The 21,303-nt window shown below is 33.5% G+C and carries 11 protein-coding genes and 1 tRNA gene; 11 read left to right on the forward strand and 1 reads right to left on the reverse strand.

Going from position 1 to position 21,303, the window contains the following annotated elements:
- Window positions 1-14 precede the first annotated feature (14 nt).
- The 10 genes from DK508_RS19145 to DK508_RS19190 all read left to right on the forward strand — a co-directional run bounded on the left by DK508_RS19145 (window position 15) and on the right by DK508_RS19190 (window position 19,406).
- On the forward strand, window positions 15-2,357 hold the full coding sequence (locus tag DK508_RS19145) for a GH92 family glycosyl hydrolase (protein WP_109302392.1): 2,343 nt from the start codon (window positions 15-17) through the stop codon (window positions 2,355-2,357).
- Window positions 2,358-2,368: 11 nt separating this feature from the next.
- Entirely contained in the window at window positions 2,369-4,684 is a 2,316-nt protein-coding gene (locus DK508_RS19150) for a GH92 family glycosyl hydrolase (protein WP_109302393.1), read from the forward strand.
- A gap of 171 nt (window positions 4,685-4,855) precedes the next feature.
- The gene (locus DK508_RS19155; RefSeq protein WP_109302394.1) at window positions 4,856-7,957 is read left to right on the forward strand and encodes a SusC/RagA family TonB-linked outer membrane protein; all 3,102 of its coding nucleotides are present in this window, start codon (window positions 4,856-4,858) and stop codon (window positions 7,955-7,957) included.
- Between the two features lie 22 nt (window positions 7,958-7,979).
- Complete coding sequence (locus DK508_RS19160; RefSeq protein WP_109302395.1) at window positions 7,980-9,503, forward strand: SusD/RagB family nutrient-binding outer membrane lipoprotein; 1,524 nt, start codon at window positions 7,980-7,982, stop codon at window positions 9,501-9,503.
- 81 nt (window positions 9,504-9,584) lie between these two features.
- Entirely contained in the window at window positions 9,585-12,908 is a 3,324-nt protein-coding gene (locus tag DK508_RS19165; RefSeq protein ID WP_109302396.1) for a VCBS repeat-containing protein, read from the forward strand.
- Between the two features lie 38 nt (window positions 12,909-12,946).
- Window positions 12,947-14,353 (forward strand): sugar MFS transporter, encoded by a 1,407-nt coding sequence (locus DK508_RS19170; protein ID WP_109302397.1) that lies wholly within the window; start codon window positions 12,947-12,949, stop codon window positions 14,351-14,353.
- Window positions 14,354-14,372: 19 nt separating this feature from the next.
- On the forward strand, window positions 14,373-15,272 hold the full coding sequence (locus DK508_RS19175) for an ROK family protein (protein WP_109302398.1): 900 nt from the start codon (window positions 14,373-14,375) through the stop codon (window positions 15,270-15,272).
- 8 nt (window positions 15,273-15,280) lie between these two features.
- Complete coding sequence (locus tag DK508_RS19180) at window positions 15,281-15,904, forward strand: copper homeostasis protein CutC (RefSeq protein WP_109302399.1); 624 nt, start codon at window positions 15,281-15,283, stop codon at window positions 15,902-15,904.
- 169 nt (window positions 15,905-16,073) lie between these two features.
- A complete protein-coding gene (gene nagB / locus DK508_RS19185; RefSeq protein WP_109302400.1) occupies window positions 16,074-18,008 on the forward strand; it encodes a glucosamine-6-phosphate deaminase in 1,935 nt (644 codons plus the stop codon).
- A 543-nt stretch (window positions 18,009-18,551) separates the two neighbouring features.
- On the forward strand, window positions 18,552-19,406 hold the full coding sequence (locus DK508_RS19190; protein WP_109302401.1) for an AraC family transcriptional regulator: 855 nt from the start codon (window positions 18,552-18,554) through the stop codon (window positions 19,404-19,406).
- Between the two features lie 120 nt (window positions 19,407-19,526).
- On the opposite strand, the gene DK508_RS19195 is transcribed toward DK508_RS19190, so the two are convergent.
- A tRNA-Leu gene (locus DK508_RS19195) sits at window positions 19,527-19,608 on the reverse strand.
- Between the two features lie 132 nt (window positions 19,609-19,740).
- Here DK508_RS19195 and DK508_RS19200 point away from each other — a divergent pair.
- Window positions 19,741-21,129: a dipeptidase gene (locus DK508_RS19200; RefSeq protein ID WP_109302402.1), complete on the forward strand. Its 1,389-nt coding sequence runs from the start codon at window positions 19,741-19,743 to the stop codon at window positions 21,127-21,129.
- The last annotated feature ends 174 nt before the right edge of the window (window positions 21,130-21,303 follow it).

Here is a 21,303-nt window from a genome sequence, read left to right on the forward strand (position 1 = left end):
TAAACACACATAAAATGATAAAAAGCACCCATATAGCTTTCATGTTCATAGTTTTTTTCTTCTTTTCCTGTAAGCAAAAAGAGGAAATACAAATTGCTGTAAAACAAAGTGATAAAACGGAGAATCTTACAGATTATGTAAACCCGCTTATGGGAACAGACTCTGCTTTTGATTTATCAAATGGAAACACCTATCCCGCTATTGCGACTCCTTGGGGAATGAATTTTTGGACTCCAATGACTTCAAAAATGGGTGATGGATGGACGTATAAATATGATGAAAATAAAATACGAGGAATAAAACAAACGCATCAGCCTAGTCCTTGGATTAATGATTATGCAGCATTTTCTTTAATGGCGGTTACAGGAGATCTTAAATATAAAGAAGAAGAAAGAGCTTCATGGTTTTCTCATAAAGCAGAAATCGTAAAACCTCATTATTACAAGACCTATTTGGCAGATTATGATATAACTGCAGAAGTTTCACCAACAGAGAGAGCTGCACATTTTAAGTTTACATTTCCTGAAAGAGAGAAATCATATATTATTCTTGATGCTTTTTTTAAAGGGTCCATGGTGAAAATTATACCTGAAGAACGAAAAATCATTGGCTATTGCAGAAACAATAGTGGAGGTGTTCCTGATAATTTTCATAATTATTTTGTAGCACAATTCGATAAGGATTTTGAGATAAACCATACTTGGCAAGATGAATGGAAGTTAGTGAAAAACTCAACAAATAGCGAGGGAGAACATGTTGGAGCTATTATCGGGTTTAAGACCAAAAAAGGAGAAGCTGTACATGTTAAAGTAGCATCTTCATTTATAAGCCTAAAACAAGCAGAGTTAAATCTAAACCGTGAGATTGGTGAAGATACTTTTGAACAAACCAAGACCAAAGCAAAAAATGCTTGGGAAAAAGAATTAAGTAGAATTAAAATAGAGGACGACAATTTAGATCGTATCAAAACTTTTTATTCATGTCTATATAGAGTACTGTTGTTTCCAAGAAAATTTTATGAATTTAATGAACAGAATGAAGTGGTGCATTACAGTCCGTATAATGGTCAAGTGTTGCCTGGATATATGTTTACAGATAATGGTTTTTGGGATACCTTTAGAGCAGTATTTCCTTTTTTTAACATGATGTATCCAGAGTTAAATGGTCATATTATGGAAGGCTTGGCAAATACATATAAAGAATCTGGATGGTTACCCGAGTGGGCAAGTCCAGGGCATAGAGATTGTATGATAGGTTCGAACTCTGCCCCTATTATTGCCGATGCATTTTTAAAGGGAATACCAAATATGGATGCAGAGATTTTGTTTGAGGCAATTCTTAAAAATGCCACTACTTCTGAAGGTCGCCCCTTATCAAATGGCAATGAAATACGCTCTGTAGGAAGAGAAGGGATAGAATATTACAATAAACTTGGGTACGTACCATATGATGTAAAGATTAACGAAAATGCAGCACGTACATTAGAGTATGCATATGCCGATTTTACTATTGCTAAAATGGCAGAAAAATTGGGTAAAAAAGAAATTGCCAATTCGTTTTATAAACGGTCTCAAAACTATAAAAACTTGTTTGATCCATCTACCAAATTGATGAGAGGTAAAAATGAAGATGGTGGTTTTCAAACACCTTTTAATCCTTTAAAATGGGGAGATGCATTTACAGAGGGTAATAGTTTACACTATACATGGTCTGTTTTTCATGATATCGATGGTCTTATTCAATTAATGGGAGGAAAACCAGAGTTTGAAAAAAAATTAGATGAAGTATTTGCAATGCCTCCAGATTTTGATGCTTCTTATTATGGATTTACAATTCATGAAATTAGAGAAATGCAAATAGTTAATATGGGTAATTATGCTCATGGTAATCAGCCTATCCAACATATGATTTATCTGTACAACTATGCAAATGCTGCATATAAAACCCAAGAAAAAGTTAGAGAGGTATTAACCAAATTATATTCGGCAACGCCAGATGGATATTGTGGAGATGAGGATAACGGGCAAACTTCGGCCTGGTATGTGTTTAGTGCATTAGGTTTTTATCCAGTTACGCCAGGGGTTGATCAATATGTAATTGGTAGTCCTTTGTTTCAAAAAGCAACTATTACATTAGAAAATGGGAATACTTTTGTAATCAATGCTACCAAAAATTCTGATAGTAATGTGTACGTACAGTCTGCAAGTCTAAATGGAAAAGAATACGAAAACAGCTATTTAAATTTTGAAGATACTCAAAAAGGTGGGGAATTAAATTTTGTGATGGATAGTACTCCAAATAAAGAATGGGCAAATACAAATGATGCCGTACCGTACTCATTGAGTAAGAAACAATAAACGTCTTTATTATGGTCATTATTCATGTAAAAAGATTCTCGATTCTAAGTTGTTTTTTATGTAGTACTTTGATTCTTACTTCTTGTAAGAAAGAAAACGAAAACGAACAACACACTATAGTAGAAGAAGTATCAGAACGAACACTAGTAGAGGATGTTACTAAGTATGTGAATCCATTTATTGGGACATCTAATTTTGGAACAACCAATCCAGGGCCTATAGCCGTTAGAGGAATGGTAAATGTGTCACCCTTTAATGTTGCAGGTAAACAGAATTTACCCTTAGAAAAAGACAGTCGTTGGTTGTCTACTCCTTATGTTAAAGAAAACACATTTCTAACTGGTTATAGTCATGTAAATCTTAGCGGAGTAGGTTGCCCAGACTTAGGAGTAATTATAACAATGCCTACAATGGGTCCTGTAGAAACTGATCATTTGTCTTATGGATCAACCTATTCTAATGAAACTTCTCAAGTAGGATATTATTCGAATACATTAGATAAATACAATATTAAGGTAGAAACAACTGCAACTACTAGAACAGGAATAAGCACCTATTCTTTTCCTAAAGGAAAAGCTAATATTCTTCTTAATCTAGGATTAGGACTTACAAATGAGCAAGGAGGAATGATAAAGATTGTCTCTCCCACTGAGGTTGAAGGAATTCGTACAGTAGGATCGTTTTGTTATTACAAACCTGAAGAAACGTACCCAGTTTATTTTGTAGCAAAATTTTCAAAACCTGCCGATGAATTTGGTGTTTGGGAGAAAACCAAAAAATATGATGGGGTAGAAGGAGAATGGATGAAAGAATATAACGGAAAAACAAGAGTGAAAAAACAGTATACCAAAGAAATTTCTGGAGATAGTATTGGAGGATATATGAGGTATTATTTTGATACCGCTACTCAAATCGAAATGAAAATAGGAGTGTCTTATGTAAGTTTAGAAAATGCAAGAGAGAATCTTGAAAAAGAAACTTTGGATAAAACATTTGATCAAATAAGAAAAGATACTCGAGAAGAATGGAATCAATATTTGTCAAGAATAGAAGTTGAAGGAGGAAAAGAACAAGACAAGATAAAATTCTATACGGCCTTATACCATACGCTCATACACCCCAATACTTTAAACGATGTGAATGGAGAGTATCCTAAAATGAAAACTAGAGAAACGTTAAAAACTAGCGGAACGCGTTATACTGTTTTCTCCCTTTGGGATACATATCGAAATCTACATCAATTAATGAGTTTGGTATATCCCAAGCAACAATCAAACATGATAAAAAGTATGTTGCAAATTTATGATGAATCAGGATGGCTTCCAAAATGGGAATTAAACGCAACAGAAACAACCACTATGGTTGGTGATCCTGCCGGAATCATTATTACAGATACGTATTTAAGAGGGATCCAGGATTTTGATATACAAAAAGCATATAACGCAATGTTAAAGAGCGCAGATACTCTTGAAGATAATCCGTTACGTCCTGGATTAAAAGATTATATAGAAAAAGGATATCTAACTACCGAAACTACCAGTAGCGGTTCTGTATCTATAACTCAAGAATATAATATTGCAGATTATGCTATTGCTCAATTGGCTAAAGAATTGGGTAAAGAAGAAGATTATCAACGTTTTTCTAAAAGATCATTGTCTTATAAGAATCTTTTTGATAAAGGATTTAATTTACTAAGACCTAAAAATAATGATGGAAGCTGGCTAATACCTTATAATCCAGAAACAGGAGCGAACTTTATAAAAAATTTAGGATTTATAGAAGGAAACGCTTGGCAATATACCTTTATGGTACCTCATGATATTGAAGGTTTAAAAACTCTTATGGGAGGTGATAAGATTTTTCTAGAACAGTTGCAAAAAGTTTTTGATAATAAGCAATTTGATATGGCTAATGAACCGGATATTGGATATCCTTTTTTATTTAATTATATAAAAGGAGAAGAATGGAGAACTCAAAATACAGTTGGTGATTTATTGGATACGTACTATAAAAATACTCCAGACGGTTTACCTGGCAATGATGATACAGGAACAATGTCTGCCTGGGCTGTTTTTTCAATGATGGGTATCTATCCAGTTACTCCTGCACTACCGGCATATACATTTTGTGCTCCTAAATTTGAAAAGATTACAATACATCTGGATAAAGAATATTATCAAAACGACACTTTGATTATTACTTCGAATGATGTGCAAAAAGGAAAATATATAGAAGCTATAGAAGTGGATAAAAAGAAGCATAACAGTTTCTTCATTTCGAATAATCAGCTTCTAAACTCGAAAAATATTGATTTCAGGATGAAATAGTTTTAACATTCACTGGCTCAAACGTTTTCGTAATAGTGTTCTTTAACTTTTCAGCATCGTCATTGATCGAAAAACTTTCCAAAAAGTTAATGATATTATAACATTTATGTTAAGGTTTATTAATGAGCCTGGGAAACAGAAATCAACTTAATATAAATTAAATAAACAAATATGTGTAAGAAGTTACTAGTATTTCTAGTGTTTATGTCTTTTATTGGTTTTGAATCTATTCTGGCACAAGGTTCAATCGTAACGGGCAAGGTAACAGATGCTAAGGAAGGCAATCCCCTTCCAGGAGTAAACGTGATAGTCAAAGGAACATCGATCGGGGTTTTATCCGATTTTGATGGAAATTATTCGGTTAATTTACCACAGCAGGATGCTGTTTTGGTATTTTCAACATTAGGATACGCCACCCAAGAAGTTGCAGTAAATGGCCAAACTGCAATCAATGTATCCTTAACGGCACAAGCAGAACAACTAGATGAAGTAGTTGTTACTGCACTTGGTATAGAACGAGATAGGAAAACACTTGGATATGCGGTTACGCAACTTCAGGGAGAATCTATATCCGAAGTAAAAACATCTAGTGCTCTTAATGCATTACAAGGTAAGGTGGCTGGAGTTAATATAACGCCTCCGTCTACAGGTGCTGCCGGCTCTAGTAGAGTAATTATTAGAGGGGCATCTAGTTTATCAGGTACAAATCAACCTTTGTATGTTGTGGATGGAGTGACCATTGATAATACGCAATTAGGAGCAGCTAGTGAATGGGGAGGTTCGGATTTTGGAGACGGAATTTCTAGCATTAATCCAGATGATATAGAATCTGTGAGTGTCCTTAAAGGTGGTGCAGCAGGAGCTTTATATGGTTCTAGAGCATCAAACGGGGTGATTTTGATTACGACCAAAAATGGTAAAAAAGAACAAGGGTTTGGCGTAGAGTACAGTAGTCAAATAACTTTTGAAAATGTTTTGTCAAATATTAGAGATTTTCAAGATACGTATGGGCAAGGTTCTCAAGGAGTAGCACCAACCACTACTCAAGAAGGATTGCAAACAGCTTTTTCTTCCTGGGGTCCTAGGTTAGGAAGTATTCCATCTTCAGTACAATTCGATGGTGTTTCTAGACCTTATGTCGATAGAGGAGATAATCTTGATAAATTTTATGACACGGGAGTAACTCTGATTAACACTATAGCCGTTTCAAAAAACAGCGATAACTTTAATTATCGATTTGCTGCTACAGATTTTGATAACGATGATGTACTTCCAAATTCCGAATTAAATAGAAAATCTTTTTCTCTTAATTTAGGATCAGTTGCTGCTGAAAAACTTTCGTTCAAATTAAGCGCAAGATATATTGTCGAAAAAGTAACTAATAGACCCAGAGTTTCTGATGCACCAGGAAATGCAAATTTCTCAGCAGGACTATTACCCGCAAATGTCAATGTAGAGGATTTAGCTCCTGGTTTTAACGAGGATGGAGTAGAACAACAAATCTCTGGAAACCCTTTTGTTCAAAATCCATATTGGGCAGCAGAACGGTTTAGAACACTTGATCGAAGAAATAGAATATTAAGCTCTGCTACTGTAAAATATCAGATTTTTGATTGGTTAGATATTACGGCAAGAGCAGGAATAGATCATGGAACAACGCGTACTACTCAAATAGAAGGTTTTGGTACTGCTTTTACTCCCCTTGGAAGTATAGAGGAAAGAGAAAATAGTATAACACAGGTTGATGCAGATTTAATCTTAGGATTTAATAAAGATATCACCGAAGATTTTGCAGTAAAAGCTTTTGTAGGTGCAAATAAGAATACACAAAGAAGAGATTTTCTTAAACTAAGGGGAGAACGATTTGTGGTTCCGTTTTTAGAAATTATAGGTAATGTGGAAAACACAAGTAATGAAAGAACGTTAACTGAGCTTGCGTTTTCGGGTGTTTATGGTTCGGTAGAACTTGGATATAAAGATTTCTTATATGTAACAGTTACCGGACGTAATGATTGGTTTTCAACCTTATCAGCTGCGGGTAAATCGGCACCAAATAATGATTTTTATCCTTCTGCTAGTGGTAGTTTCGTTTTTTCTAATGCTTGGGATATGCCGGATTGGTTGACTTTTGGTAGAGTAAGAGCAGGATATTCTGAAGTTGCTGGGGGAACAGAAACCCCGTATCAATTGAGTTTACCATTTCGAATTTTTGGCCAAGGACATTTAGGGCAACCACTAGGAGAAATAGCGACAGGAACATTGCCTAATACATCATTAACCCCTTTTAGTAAAACAGAAGTAGAGGTAGGTTTAGATGTTAGTTTCTTTAATAGTAGACTAGGAATAGATTTTGCGTATTACAATAATGAAACAGAAAAAGACATTTTACCGGTAGATATTTCTAATACTTCTGGTTTTTCAAATGTGTTATCTAATATTGGAATACTCGAAAATAGAGGTGTAGAATTGTTACTTCGAGGTACACCTATACAAACGCCTAATTTTAGTTGGAATGTGAGTTATAACCTTGGATTTAATGAAAGTGAAATAGTAGCTACCGATGATCAAGACAATATTCTTACTGTAGGTAATGTTAGAACTTTTGATGCAAACATAAGCCAGATAGTAGGAGAACCTTTTGGAGTTATTTACGGAACTGCTTATGAAAGAAACGCTGCTGGGCAAATTGTTTTTGGCGCAGATGGATTACCAATAGAAAGTGCAGATCGTAAAATTTTGGGTGAAGGAGTACCACCTTGGACTATGGGACTTACAAATAGCTTTCGTTATAAAAATATTAACCTAAGCTTTTTAATAGACGCCAAATTTGGTGGTCAAGTATACGCAGGAACTAATGTGTTTGCTCTTGCAAATGGATTGGATAAACGTACTTTAGAAGGTAGAGAAGGTGGATTAGTAGTAAACGGTGTTGATGAAACAGGAAACCCTTTTACTTTTACACATGATAACACCACTTTACAATCGTATTATGGTAGAATCGCTGGAATAGCAGAAGAAGTTATAGAAGATGCGGATTTTATTAAGTTACGCCAAATAAGTATAGGGTATACATTTCCTTCAAAATTATTAGATAAGGTTTTCTTGGATGCTGCAAATGTATCTTTGGTAGGAAGGAACTTATTCTTTATAAAAAGAGATTCTGAAAACATTGATCCAGAAGCAGGTTTTAATGGAGGTAATGCCCAAGGGTTAGAATACTTTGGTTTACCGTCTATCGCTAGTTACGGACTTACAGTTAATTTGAAATTTTAAGAATTCTAAAGATATTTCAACGATGAAAAAAATAATCATAGCAATTTTGGTCATCTTTTTAGGAACTACTTCTTGTGATAGTGGTTTTGAAGAGTTAAATGTAAATCCAAATACAGCAACAGAACTAGAACCAGGGCCAAAATTAACGAATGCAATTTTGAGAACTGCAGGAGATCGTTTTGAGAACTGGAGAGGAAATTTAATTTATTCCTCTATGATGATACAGCATATGGCCTCAATAGGCGGTGTTTGGGCAGGAGATAAGTATTTGTATAATGCACAATGGTCTGGCGCTTGGTTTGAAAGAGGATATAATGATCAAGTAAAAATTATTGAGGATATTGTGTTTCAATTAGAAACAGATCCTGATGACCAATACTCTACAGAAATGCTCTCTATTGCCAGGATCCTTAGAGTATTTATCTATCATAAAATAACAGACCTATATGGAGATGTACCTTATAGCGAAGCTGGTAGAGGTTTTATAGAAGGTAATTTTCGACCAGCGTATGATCCTCAAAGCGAAATTTATGCAGATATGTTAAATGAACTTGCAGAAGCTACAGCGGCCTTAGGAACTGGAACATCACAGTTTGGTGCTGCCGATATATTATTTGATGGTGATCAGGATAAATGGAAACGTTTTGGAAATTCCTTAATGTTGCGTTTAGGATTGCGCTTAATAAAAGTAGACCCGGCAGGATCGCAGCAATGGGTACAAAGAGCTATTGATGGCGGTGTAATGCAGTCTAATGATGATACATCTTATGTAGAACATACTGATGGACCCGAAGGAATTAATAGAAATGGTAATGGTCAAGTATTTAGTGCAGATGATGATATGCGATTAAGTGATACATTTATAAATGCTCTAGCAGGAGATCCAAGATTACGTATTTATGCAGCACTACCAGATGGCGATGGCGATAGAAACACTAGTGGTAGTAATGATCCGGCAATGCAAAGAGGGTTACCTAACGGATTTGATGCTACAACCGTTCTTACTATTACAGGAGGAGATGATATTAATAATTTCTCTGAACCTAATAGAAATTTAATCACAGCCGAGGACGAACCCTACTTTTTTCAAACCTATGCCGAAGTCGAATTTATGCTAGCCGAAGCTGATATTAGATGGGGAATTGCAGGAGGAGATCCGTCAGTTCATTATAATGCAGGAATAACTGCTGCAATGAGGCAATTAGATTCGTATGATGTGGGAGATCAAAGTGTAACAGCTACAGAGGTTCAGGATTTTTTGACAGCAAATCCATTTGATGCGGCCAATGGCCTCGAACAAGTAAACACACAATATTGGATAGTTACTTTTTTAAATGATATAGAATCGTTTGCAAATTGGAGAAGAACAGGTTTTCCAGTGTTAACCTCGGTGGATTATCCAGGTAACGAATCTAATGGAATGATTCCTAGAAGATTAAGGTATTTTGAAAGAGAACAAACAACAAACCCTCAGAATTATCAGGCTGCTATATCAAGACAAGGACCTGATCAATTTACCACCAGAATATGGTGGGATGTTGAATAATTTGATGTTAGCCAACAAATTAGATTTGATTTAATCAAAAAAAGAAGGGAAATTAATCCCTTCTTTTTATCTTAAAAATTCATGAAAGTACTATACTTTTTTTTGGTTGGCTCTTTGTTTTTTTTGAGTGTAAATGCTCAAGAAAAGAAAACGTTTACGCTTCTCTCTCCTGATAAAACAGCTGTTTCTTTTTCTAATGATATAGTTGATCTTAAGGATAAGAACATATTGTTGTATTCTAATTATTATGGAGGTGGAGGGGTTGGTATTGCAGATTTTAATAATGATGGATTACAAGATATTTTCTTTGGCGGCAATCTTGTGGGCGATCAATTATATCTGAATAAAGGTAATTTGACATTTGAAAATATAACCGAGAGCGCAGGAATTTTGAATAATGGTGGATGGTCTTCGGGAATTACCCTAGCAGATGTAAATGGTGATGGTTATATTGATATATATGTATGCCGAGAGCTTTATGATGATGAGGAAGAACTTCGAAAAAACAAATTATATATTAATAATGGGGATCTTACTTTTTCTGAACAATCAGCAAAGTTTGGAGTAGATAATAGTCAACGAACCAGACATGCCACATTTTTGGATTATGATAATGACGGTCTTTTGGATCTCTTCTTATTAAATCAACCTCCTAACCCCGGAAGTTATTCTAAGTTCTACGGAATCGATCTTAAAAAGGATTTAAAATATGCCTCAAAACTTTATAAAAATGTTGGAAACACACACTTTGTTGATGTAAGTAAAGAAGCAGGTGTTTTACGAACTAGTAATGCAAATAGTGTATCTGCAGGCGATTTTAATAATGACGGGTACACAGATTTATATGTTGCTAATGATTTTTATTTACCAGATTTCTTTTACATAAATAATCAAGATGGGACATTCACCAATATTGCAAATAAAGCATTAAATCACATGTCTTATTTTAGTATGGGCGTTGATGCTGCAGATATCGATAATGATGGATTCCTGGATATTATGGTTGCCGATATGGCTGCTGAAGATAATGTTAGATCAAAATCTAATATGAGTGGCATGAATCCAAAAGCATTCTGGAAAGTTGTTAATAATGGAGGACATTATCAATACATGTTTAATACCCTTCAGCTCAATAATGGAAATGGAACCTATAGCGAAATTGCAGAATTGGCAAATATTTCTTCTACGGATTGGAGTTGGGCTAATCTAATAGCTGATTTTGATAATGATGGTTTAAAAGACATCTATGTTACTAATGGTTTGCTAAGGGATATTCGTAATACAGATGCCAATAAAAAAATAGCAAATTATGTAGTGAATGTTGCTAACTCGTTTGTAAAAGACAACCCTAATGCGGGTGATGTAAGTATATGGGACATATTAGATGTACAAGAAACAGTTGAGATCTTACCCTCAGAAAAATTAAAAAATTATGCCTTCAAAAATAATGGAGATTATACCTTTTCTAAAGTTATGGATGATTGGGGTTTAGATCAAAAAACATTTTCTAATGGAGCAGCTTATGCGGATTTGGATAATGATGGTGATTTAGAAATTATTGTAAATAATATTAATGAAAAAGCACATATCTATAAAAATAATACCAATGAGAATTCTGAACATCATTTTTTGAGATTTGAATTGCTAGACCGAACTCATAAAAACACTTTAGGAACCAGGATTACTATTTATTATGGAAATCAGAAACAGTTTGCCGAGACAACGGCGGTTAGAGGAATTTACTCCACAAGCGAACATAAAGTGCATTTTGGATTAAATGAAGTTAAAAATATAGATGAGGTTGTTGTTGATTGGTCAAACGGGAATCAAACTAGTTTGAAAAATGTAAAAACCAATCAAACAATTACTCTTTTCATGGATGATGCAGCTTCAAAAAAGGTAAAAGAGAAAGAAATTTCTAATACAATTTTTAAAGACATAACTAAACTTCAGAAATTAAAACATCTTCATCAAGAAAATGATTTTAATGACTACAAGGATCAGGTATTATTACCGCATAAATTATCACAATTTGGTCCTGCTCTGGCGGTTGGAGATGTTAATAATGATGGATTGTTAGATGTGTATATTGGTGCTGCAAAAGACTATGTTGCTTCTTTATATATTCAGAACACCTTAGGGTCTTTTACAGAAGCCGATCAAAAATCTTTTAAGGCGGATAGTTTTTCAGAAGATCTAGATGCTATCTTTTTTGATGTAGATAAGGATGGGGATATGGATTTATATGTAGTAAGCGGCGGTAATGAATATGCCGTTGGCGCAAAAGAATATACAGATAGATTGTATTTAAATAATGGTGAAGGGAGTTTTATTAAAATGGAAGAATTAAACTTACCGGCGGTAAGTGGTTCTTGTGTGATCCCTTCAGATTTTGATAATGACGGTGACCTTGACGTATTTGTAGGAGGTAGATTAAAACCAAAATCTTATCCCGAACCTGCTTCAAGTTACATTTTGGAAAATAGAAATGGGAAACTAATTGATATTACCCAACAAGTTGCACCAGAATTAACAAATATAGGTATGGTTACCGATGGAGTATGGGATGACTATGATAGTGATGGAGATCATGATTTAATCATTGTAGGAGAATGGATGCCCATTACAATTTTTGAAAACAATAATGGGAGTTTTAATAAAGCAAACTCTATCGGGTTAGAACAATCATCTGGGTGGTGGTTTAGTATAGAAAAAGGAGATTTTGATAACGATGGGGATACTGATTTTATTGTAGGTAACTTAGGACTCAATTATAAATACAAAACTACGACCAAAACACCTTTTGATGTGTACTACACAGATTTTGATAAAAACGGTAGTAATGATGTAGTTCTAGGGTATTACAATTATGGAAAACACTATCCTTTAAGAGGTTTTTCGTGTTCGGCTCAACAAGTTCCGGATCTTAAGCAAAAAATAGAAAAATATGATCTCTTTGCTTCATTAGAGATAAACGAAGTGTATGGAAAAGATAATCTCCAAGAGGCTTTGCATTACGAAACACAAACTTTTGCAAGCTCATATCTAGAGAATTTAGGGAAAGGTACTTTTAAACTATCTGCTTTGCCTAATAAGGCACAGTTTTCTAATGTAAATGACATGCTTATAAAAGACTTTAATACCGATGGTAATTTAGATGTTTTACTAGCTGGTAATCTATTTGTTTCAGAAATAGAAACCATGCGCAATGATGCTGGAGCAGGTTTGCTTCTTTACGGTAATGGAGATGGTCATTTTACTCCGCAAACTGTGCTCGAAAGTGGATTTTTTGCCAATAAGGATGTTAGAAAAATGAGGGTACTAGAAAATCAAAATCAAAACCTCATTTTGGTAGCAAATAATAGTGATAGGATACAAGTTTTTGAATATACCAATAACGAATAATTAATATAAGAACGATTAAGATAAAAGTTTAAAATACTATGGATAACCAAAAAATGAATTATAAAAAACCTTTTATTACCATCACTTTTTTATTTTTTATGTGGGGTTTTATAACTGTAATGAACGATGTTTTAATTCCTCATTTAAAAGCAGTATTTGAACTTTCTTATTTTCAAGCTGCATTAATACAATTTGCATTTTTTGGAGCATTTTTTGTGATCTCATTGATATACTTTGTGATTTCTGTAAGTCAAGGGGATCCGATTTCTAAAATCGGATATAAAAATGGAATTATCATTGGGCTTATTCTTTGTGGTATCGGATGTTGTCTTTTTTATCCTGCGGCTAATTATCAACGATATAGTGTTTTTTTAGGAGCATTATTTGTTCTTGCATCAGGGGTAACTATTTTACAAATAACAGCTAACCCCTATGCTGCTATATTAGGAGATCCTAAAACAGCCTCTAGTAGACTTAACCTAGCTCAAGGCTTTAATTCTTTTGGTACTACATTGGCGCCAATAATAGGAGCCATATTGTTATATAAAGTATTTTCTAATGGCGAAATTACAGTAGATTCGTTAAAAATGCCATATCTAATATATGGTGGACTTTTTCTTATTCTTGCCATTATTATAAAGTTTATCGAATTACCTTCTTTTGTAAATAATGAAAAGATAGAGAAGGGATTGGGAGTATTAAAATTCAGGCACGTTATTTTGGGGATGTTTGCCATTTTCTTTTATGTAGGAGGAGAAGTGTCTATAGGAAGTTTTTTAATTAACTTTTTTGGTCTTGAAGGGATAATGGGAATGGAAGAGGCCGAAGCTGGAGTATTTTTGTCATACTATTGGGGAGGTGCTATGATAGGACGATTTTTAGGTTCTGTATCTATGGGTAGTATAACAGATAAAACAAGAAAATATATCCTGATGGCAGGGTTGTCGGTACTTTTCTTTTTCGTATTGTATTTTATTACGGGAGTAAAAGTTGAAGCAACAGGGTTTTCGTTACAATTATTATCCTTTTCTAAGATATGGTTGTTCATAGTTTTCTTAATTGTTAATTACTTAGCTTTTCTTATCGGTGGATCTAAACCTTCTAAAGTACTAACTCTATTTGCAGGGATTGTTATAATCTTGTTATGCATAATGATTTTTAGTCATGGCGAGGTGGCTTTTTGGAGTGCTATTGCTATTGGAGCATTTAATTCTATACTATGGTCCAATATATTCACATTAGCAATAAAAGACCTGGGGAAATATACTAGTCAGGCATCATCACTATTGGTAATGATGATTGTAGGAGGAGCTCTAATACCTTTATTACAAGGAGCAGTAGCAGATAATATAGGTATCCAATTATCATTCTTAATCCCAATAATATGCTATGCTTATTTAGTGTTTTATGGTGTAGAAGGACATAGGGTAAAAAATATACTTTAGAAATATTTAAAACATTAAAATGGTATTAGGTGTAGATATTGGAGGAAGTCATATTTCAGTGGCTATTGTTGACCAGAGTGGGTCATATCAAATACAGCATATTTATACAATGGAGGTTGATCATAAAGAGAGTCCAGAAGTAATTATCGGACGTTGGATTTGTACTTTAGAGTTAACATTGAGTTACTTAGATGTCGAAAAATTGAATGGTATTGGTATTGCTATTCCGGGGCCATTTGATTATAAAAACGGAGTTTTTCCGGATGATGGAGAAAATAAATTCGAAATGGTGTACAACTTTAATCTTAGAGATTGTATTGTAGAAAAATTAAAGCTAGAACCCTCTGTTCCAGTTCGATTTTATAATGATGCGGCCTGCTTTGGTATAGGAGAAGCATGGGTAGGAAAAATGTCCTCATATAAAAAAGCAGTGGCTATTACTTTGGGTACAGGTTTTGGGGCTACTTTTTTGCATGAAGGAATTCCTGTAACATCAGGAAAAGGAGTGCCGTTATATGGAGAGTTATATCATTTACCGTTTGGAGATGATATAGCAGATACTCATTTTTCGACACAATGGTTTGTACGGCGATATAGAGAACTTACTAATAATGAAATTAACGGTGTAAAAGAGCTTGTAAAACTTAAAGATAACAAAGAGATTAAAATTCAAATTTTTGAAGAATTCGCCAATAATTTAGCTTTGTTTTTAGAACCATGGCTCAAAAACTTTGAAGCCGATGCTATGGTGATTGGAGGAAACATTAGTAATGCATGGCCTTTTTTTGGAGATCCTTTAATAAAAACTCTTAAGAATTTAGAAATAGAAATTCCAATACTTAAAAGTGAAGATCAAGAGCATATAACGATGACTGGTGCCGCTAGATTAGCAGATGATAATTTTTATAATAAATTATGAGGTCTAATATGTATATAAAAGAAGCTTGTGTCGAAGGAATTCACCAAGCCCAAGTTGCCGAACAAAATGGAGCACACAGAATCGAGTTATGTGCGGATTTAAGTGTAGGAGGTATTACTCCACCTTTAGATGTAATTAGTAGAGTAAAAAAAGAAATAGATATTCCTATACGAGTAATGATCCGACCAAGAGGAGGAGATTTTGTATATTCTGATGATGAGTTTGATTTGATGAAAAAACAAATTAGATATTGTCATATGCTTAAGATCGATGGAGTGGTTTTTGGGATCTTAAAAAGAAATAATACATTAGATATAAGAAGAATCAAAACATTAGTAGAATTGTCTTTACCAATGAACATAGTAATCCATAAGGCAATTGATGAAACTCCTAACATTATTGTAGCTTTAAAAAAGCTATTAAAAATTGATGGGATTACTTCGATATTAACTTCTGGAGGTAAATCAACCGCTCTAGAAGGAAAAGTGATTCTAAAGAATATGGTGAGTATGGCAAAGGATACATTAGAGATAGTTGCTGCAGGATCAATTACCGATAAAAATGTGGGAGAATTACATCAGTTTATCAATTCTGGTTCTTATCACGGCAAGAAAATAGTTGCAAATAAGTGAAGCTGATCGCACAGCTCTTCAGTGAGTTTTTTCAAGTGATTTTTCATAATTCCTTTTAAAATCAATTTTTGGTTTGTTTTAAAATGTTGTTCATCGAATTTCTTATTAATAGACATATAGGACTATTATTTTTATAGAAATGATCCAATAGTTTAAAATAGAAGTTATTATGGTTACCGAAATTCAATCCAAAAACTTAGATGATATAAGTTTTAAAGAAGCTGGAATTTATGAAAATACAAGATTCGAAAAAATTCATAATGTAGTATATGATAATTCTGGTGATGCATCTATTCTTATAGCGCAAGAAATAGCGTCAATAATTAAACTGAAACAAAAAGAAAACACAAATTGTATTTTAGGATTAGCAACAGGTTCATCGCCTATTAAAGTATATGAAGAGTTAATAAGACTTCATAAAACACAGGGTTTAAGTTTTAAAAATGTGATCACATTTAACTTAGATGAATATTATCCTATAGCAAAGAGTGACTTACAAAGTTATTTTCATTTTATGCATGAATATTTATTTAAGCATATAGATATTCTTCCTGAAAATATAAACATACCTCACGGAGATATTTCTCCGGATAATATATTAGAAACCTGCATAGCATACGAGAACAAAATAAAAGAGCATGGAGGATTAGATTTTCAGTTATTAGGAATTGGTAGAACGGGACATATAGGGTTTAATGAGCCAGGTTCGCATAGTAATTCTCGAACCCGTTTAATCACTTTGGATCATATAACAAAAACAGATGCTGCTCCAGCATTTTTGGGATTGGAAAATGTGCCAACAAGAGCGATCACTATGGGAATTAGAACAGTTATGGAGGCAAAACGAATCATATTGATGGCCTGGGGCGAGAACAAAGCCGAGGTCATAAAAAAAACTGTCGAAGGAGAGATAAGCTCGCAAGTTCCTGCTACATATCTTCAACATCATAAGAACACTACATTTGTAATTGATAAAGGTGCTGCCTCTTTACTAACTCAATACAATACTCCTTGGCTTGTAAGATCTTTTGATTGGAGCGAAGAATTAATGGCAAAAGCAATTTTATGGCTATGTGAAGTGACCTCAAAATCAATATTAAGGCTTACGGATAAGGATTATAATGATCACGGCATGGAAAGTTTACTGGCCAAAGAAGGGAATGCCTATACATTAAACATTAAAATGTTTAATAGACTTCAGCATACAATCACAGGATGGCCAGGAGGTAAACCTAATGCAGATGATACATCAAGACCAGAACGAGAGATTCCTAAAAAAAAGAGGGTGATTGTATTTAGCCCACACCCCGATGATGATGTGATTTCTATGGGAGGTACTATTGATAGATTGGTTGAGCAAGGTCATGAGGTGCATATTGCTTACCAAACTTCAGGAAATATTGCAGTTTCAAATCGTGAAGCATTAAAATTTGCTGAGGTATCCTTAGCTATGGGGGTGCGCGATGATAATTTTAGAAATATTACTCAAATAATTAAACAAAGTAATACAGGTGAATTTAATACACCAGAATTATTAACCTTAAAAGGAGTTATTCGTCAAAAAGAATCTTTAGGGGCAACAAGGTATTTAGGAATTCCCGATGGTCAAGTTCATTTTTTAAATATGCCGTTTTACGAGACAGGTAGAGCAAAAAAGAATGCTTTAGGGGAAAAAGATGTCCAAATAGTATGTGATCTAATTGCAAAGATTAAACCACATCAAATTTATGCAGCAGGTGATTTGGCAGATCCGCATGGTACTCACAAAGTATGTTTGGATGCGCTATTCATAGCTATAGAAAAAATGAAAACAAATACTTTTATGAAAGATTGCTGGGTATGGTTGTATAGAGGTGCTTGGCATGAGTGGGGTATTCATGAAATTGATATGGCAGTTCCTATGAGTCCAGATCAGGTGATTAAGAAAAGAAAAGCTATTTTTTTTCATCAATCCCAAAAAGATGGTGTTATGTTTCAAGGTGATGATGCCAGAGAGTTCTGGGTAAGAGCAGAGGAAAGAAATAAAGATACAGCGTTAAAATATAGTCAACTTGGATTAGCAGATTACGCCGCGATTGAAGCTTTTAAGAGATATGATTTTTAACAGATAATAGGTTGATTTGATGTTTTTAATTGTTAACCCAAATTCTAAAACCCAATATAGTAATGACATTTTCAGACAAGTACTTGTCTGAAAATGTCACGATACGTTTAATAAAAAAACTTATTTGGGTTGTAGTTTTTCTAATTCAGATATAGTTGCCTTTAACAATTGCCTTAATTTTATACTTTTAAGTTTACATTGACAGCAATCGAGATCCTTTATGGTTCTAAAAATCAGTGATTCGCAATATTCTTTTCGATGACTGTAGGACATTGTACAAACAATGGTTTTGTACAATTCGTCTATTTCTTCTAAAGACTTTTTTAATAATATATTTTTTGAACGAAACGGACTATTTAGTTTCATAATAAGTAGGGTTTAGATAGGTTTCAATGTGTTTTACTATCCAAGATTTATTCCAAAACAATCTAAAAATGAATATGGCTAAATATTGAGTGTGAATAGCAATGAATATAATCTCTTAAATAAAACTCATTGGCATCATTAGTGAGGATATTATAAGTTCTTAAACCTAGCTATCCTATGAATTGTAAAACACACACTTTAAAGCGTATTGAAAAAGAGTTTTCGATACATATAAAAACCATAAATTACAATTGTACCTATGATTTTGATACTCCGTACAGAAAAGATTATTTTGAAATATTACTTTTTAAAACAGGAAATGGGGGTAGTAAAATTATTGATTTTGAAGAATATAAAATCATAGATCGATGCGCATTTATTATTACTCCAGGGCAAGTTCGTTTGTTAAAATGTGATCCAAAGGATAATGGAATATGTATTCAATTTACTAGAGAGTTTTTAGAACTAAGTATTCTGCCTCCTCAACTTAATTGGTTTTTTAAATTCTTAGTTAACCCCAAAATAGATTTAGATGAAGTGCAGTTTGGAAAATTATATTTTTATTTCGAAAAAATCAAAGAGTTGTATCAATCTTCAAGTACTTTTAAACTTCAAAAATTGCAAAAGCTTTTCGGGTTAATTTTTTTTAAATTCTTAGAGATTATTCCCAACAAAGTAGAACTAAATGCAAAGGAATATGTGCCCTTTGAATTTATGTCTTTAGCTGTCGAAAATTTTAGAAAAATTAGATTAGTTAAAAAATATGCTGAACTGCTGAATATTTCTGTAAATAATTTAGAGAAACAGGTGAAAAAACATTTTGGAAGAACTCCTTTAAGTATTATAAATGAATTACTTGTTATAGAGATTAAACGACTTTTACTTGTCGAAAAATTTAGCCATAAGGAAATTACATTCATATTAAGTTTTGATTCTCAAGCATCGTATACAAGATTTGTTAAAACACATACGAATATGACGCCAACGAAACTTAAAGAAGTATTGAGAAAAACACTTAACCTAAAATTATAAATGGGTAAGTAAAATACATATAATGCAATACTGTATTGATAGTCAAAAAAAGAATAGACCGAGATAAAAAACAAAAAACCTGTAAATATTTGATTTACAGGTTTTTCTTTTTTTATATTGTGCGGGCGGAGAGACTCGAACTCTCACACCTCGCGGCACTAGATCCTAAGTCTAGCGTGTCTACCAATTCCACCACGCCCGCATTAAAAACTTTTACAATACTTAGGACTCTTTGCAAAAGCGAGTGCAAATATAAACAATAGTTTTAAAATAAAAACAACCTTCTGAAAAAATATAAACTTTTAGTACTTTTAGACAAAATTTACTCAAGCATATGCAGAATATTCAATCCTATGTTCAAGAACATAAAGATCGATTTATAAACGAACTTCTTGAACTTCTTAAAATCCCCTCTATTAGCGCAGATACGGCTTATAAAGATGATGTTGTTAAAACAGCAGACGAAATTTTTAAAAGCCTTAAAGAAGCAGGTTGTGATCATGTAGAAATTTGCGAAACACCTGGTTATCCTATTGTTTATGGAGAAAAAATAATAGATCCAAACCTTCCAACGGTATTGGTATATGGGCATTATGATGTACAACCTCCAGATCCTATAAATTTATGGGACAGTCCTCCGTTTGAGCCTGTGATTAAAAATACAGAAATACACCCTGAAGGAGCAATATTTGCTAGAGGTTCTTGTGATGATAAAGGACAAATGTATATGCATGTAAAGGCGTTAGAATTAATGACTAAGACAGATCAACTGCCTTGCAATGTAAAATTTATGATAGAAGGAGAAGAAGAAGTAGGAAGCAAAAGTTTAGGATGGTTTGTAGAGCGCAATCAAGAAAAATTGGCTAATGATGTAATTTTAATTAGCGATACTGGAATGATTGCCAAAGATGTTCCTTCGATTACAACTGGATTAAGAGGGTTAAGCTATGTTGAAGTAGAGGTAACAGGACCAAACAGGGATCTTCATAGTGGTTTATATGGTGGGGCTGTCGCAAACCCGATAAACATACTTACCAAAATGATTGCTTCATTACATGACGAAAACAATCATATTACTATTCCTGGATTTTACGATAAGGTAGAAAATTTATCTACCGAAGAAAGAGCAGAAATGGCCAAAGCTCCCTTCTCATTAGAATCATATAAAAAATCATTAGATATCAATGCGGTGTATGGAGAAGAGGGGTACTCTACTAATGAACGCAATTCTATTCGACCTACTTTGGATGTAAACGGTATTTGGGGAGGATATACAGGAGAAGGAGCAAAAACAGTGATTGCAAGTAAAGCATACGCCAAAATATCGATGCGTTTAGTTCCTAATCAAGACTGGGAGGAAATTACGGATTTGTTTAAAACACATTTTGAAAATATTGCACCAGAAGCAGTAACGGTAAAGGTTACGCCACATCATGGAGGACAAGGGTATGTAACGCCGATTGATAATATTGGATATCAAGCTGCTAGTAAAGCATACCAAGATTCTTTTGGTAAAACACCTATACCACAACGTAGTGGAGGAAGTATACCGATTGTATCATTATTTGAAAAAGAACTGAAAAGTAAAACTATTTTAATGGGATTTGGGTTAGATAGTGATGCGATACATTCACCTAATGAACATTTCGGAGTTTGGAATTATCTAAAAGGTATCGAAACTATTCCTTTATTTTATAAATATTTTACAGCACTAAGTAAATAAAAAAGTATTAAATTTTATGTTTTAAAAACACCCTATAAGAGGGTGTTTTTTTGTTTTTTAACTATAATCTGCAATGTTAAATACGTTGTGATTTTATTTAATTTTTGTAATTATAATGTGTTTTAATCAAGTTTTTTGTTAAAAAAATAAAGAAATAGATAGTATAGTATAACA

Origin of the sequence: Aquimarina sp. AU474 (assembly GCF_900312815.1) — a bacterium.
Taxonomy (GTDB): Bacteria; Bacteroidota; Bacteroidia; order Flavobacteriales; family Flavobacteriaceae; genus Aquimarina.

Excerpts from the sequence above, each read along its gene's own strand:
- DK508_RS19170 (WP_109302397.1), top strand. The coding sequence starts at position 12,947 with ATGGATAACCAAAAAATGAATTATAAAAAACCTTTTATTACCATCACT.
- DK508_RS19150 (WP_109302393.1), top strand. The coding sequence starts at position 2,369 with ATGGTCATTATTCATGTAAAAAGATTCTCGATTCTAAGTTGTTTTTTA.
- DK508_RS19165 (WP_109302396.1), top strand. The coding sequence starts at position 9,585 with ATGAAAGTACTATACTTTTTTTTGGTTGGCTCTTTGTTTTTTTTGAGT.
- DK508_RS19145 (WP_109302392.1), top strand. The coding sequence starts at position 15 with ATGATAAAAAGCACCCATATAGCTTTCATGTTCATAGTTTTTTTCTTC.
- DK508_RS19160 (WP_109302395.1), top strand. The coding sequence starts at position 7,980 with ATGAAAAAAATAATCATAGCAATTTTGGTCATCTTTTTAGGAACTACT.
- DK508_RS19175 (WP_109302398.1), top strand. The coding sequence starts at position 14,373 with ATGGTATTAGGTGTAGATATTGGAGGAAGTCATATTTCAGTGGCTATT.
- DK508_RS19190 (WP_109302401.1), top strand. The coding sequence starts at position 18,552 with ATGAATTGTAAAACACACACTTTAAAGCGTATTGAAAAAGAGTTTTCG.
- nagB (WP_109302400.1), top strand. The coding sequence starts at position 16,074 with ATGGTTACCGAAATTCAATCCAAAAACTTAGATGATATAAGTTTTAAA.
- DK508_RS19155 (WP_109302394.1), top strand. The coding sequence starts at position 4,856 with ATGTGTAAGAAGTTACTAGTATTTCTAGTGTTTATGTCTTTTATTGGT.
- DK508_RS19200 (WP_109302402.1), top strand. The coding sequence starts at position 19,741 with ATGCAGAATATTCAATCCTATGTTCAAGAACATAAAGATCGATTTATA.
- DK508_RS19180 (WP_109302399.1), top strand. The coding sequence starts at position 15,281 with ATGTATATAAAAGAAGCTTGTGTCGAAGGAATTCACCAAGCCCAAGTT.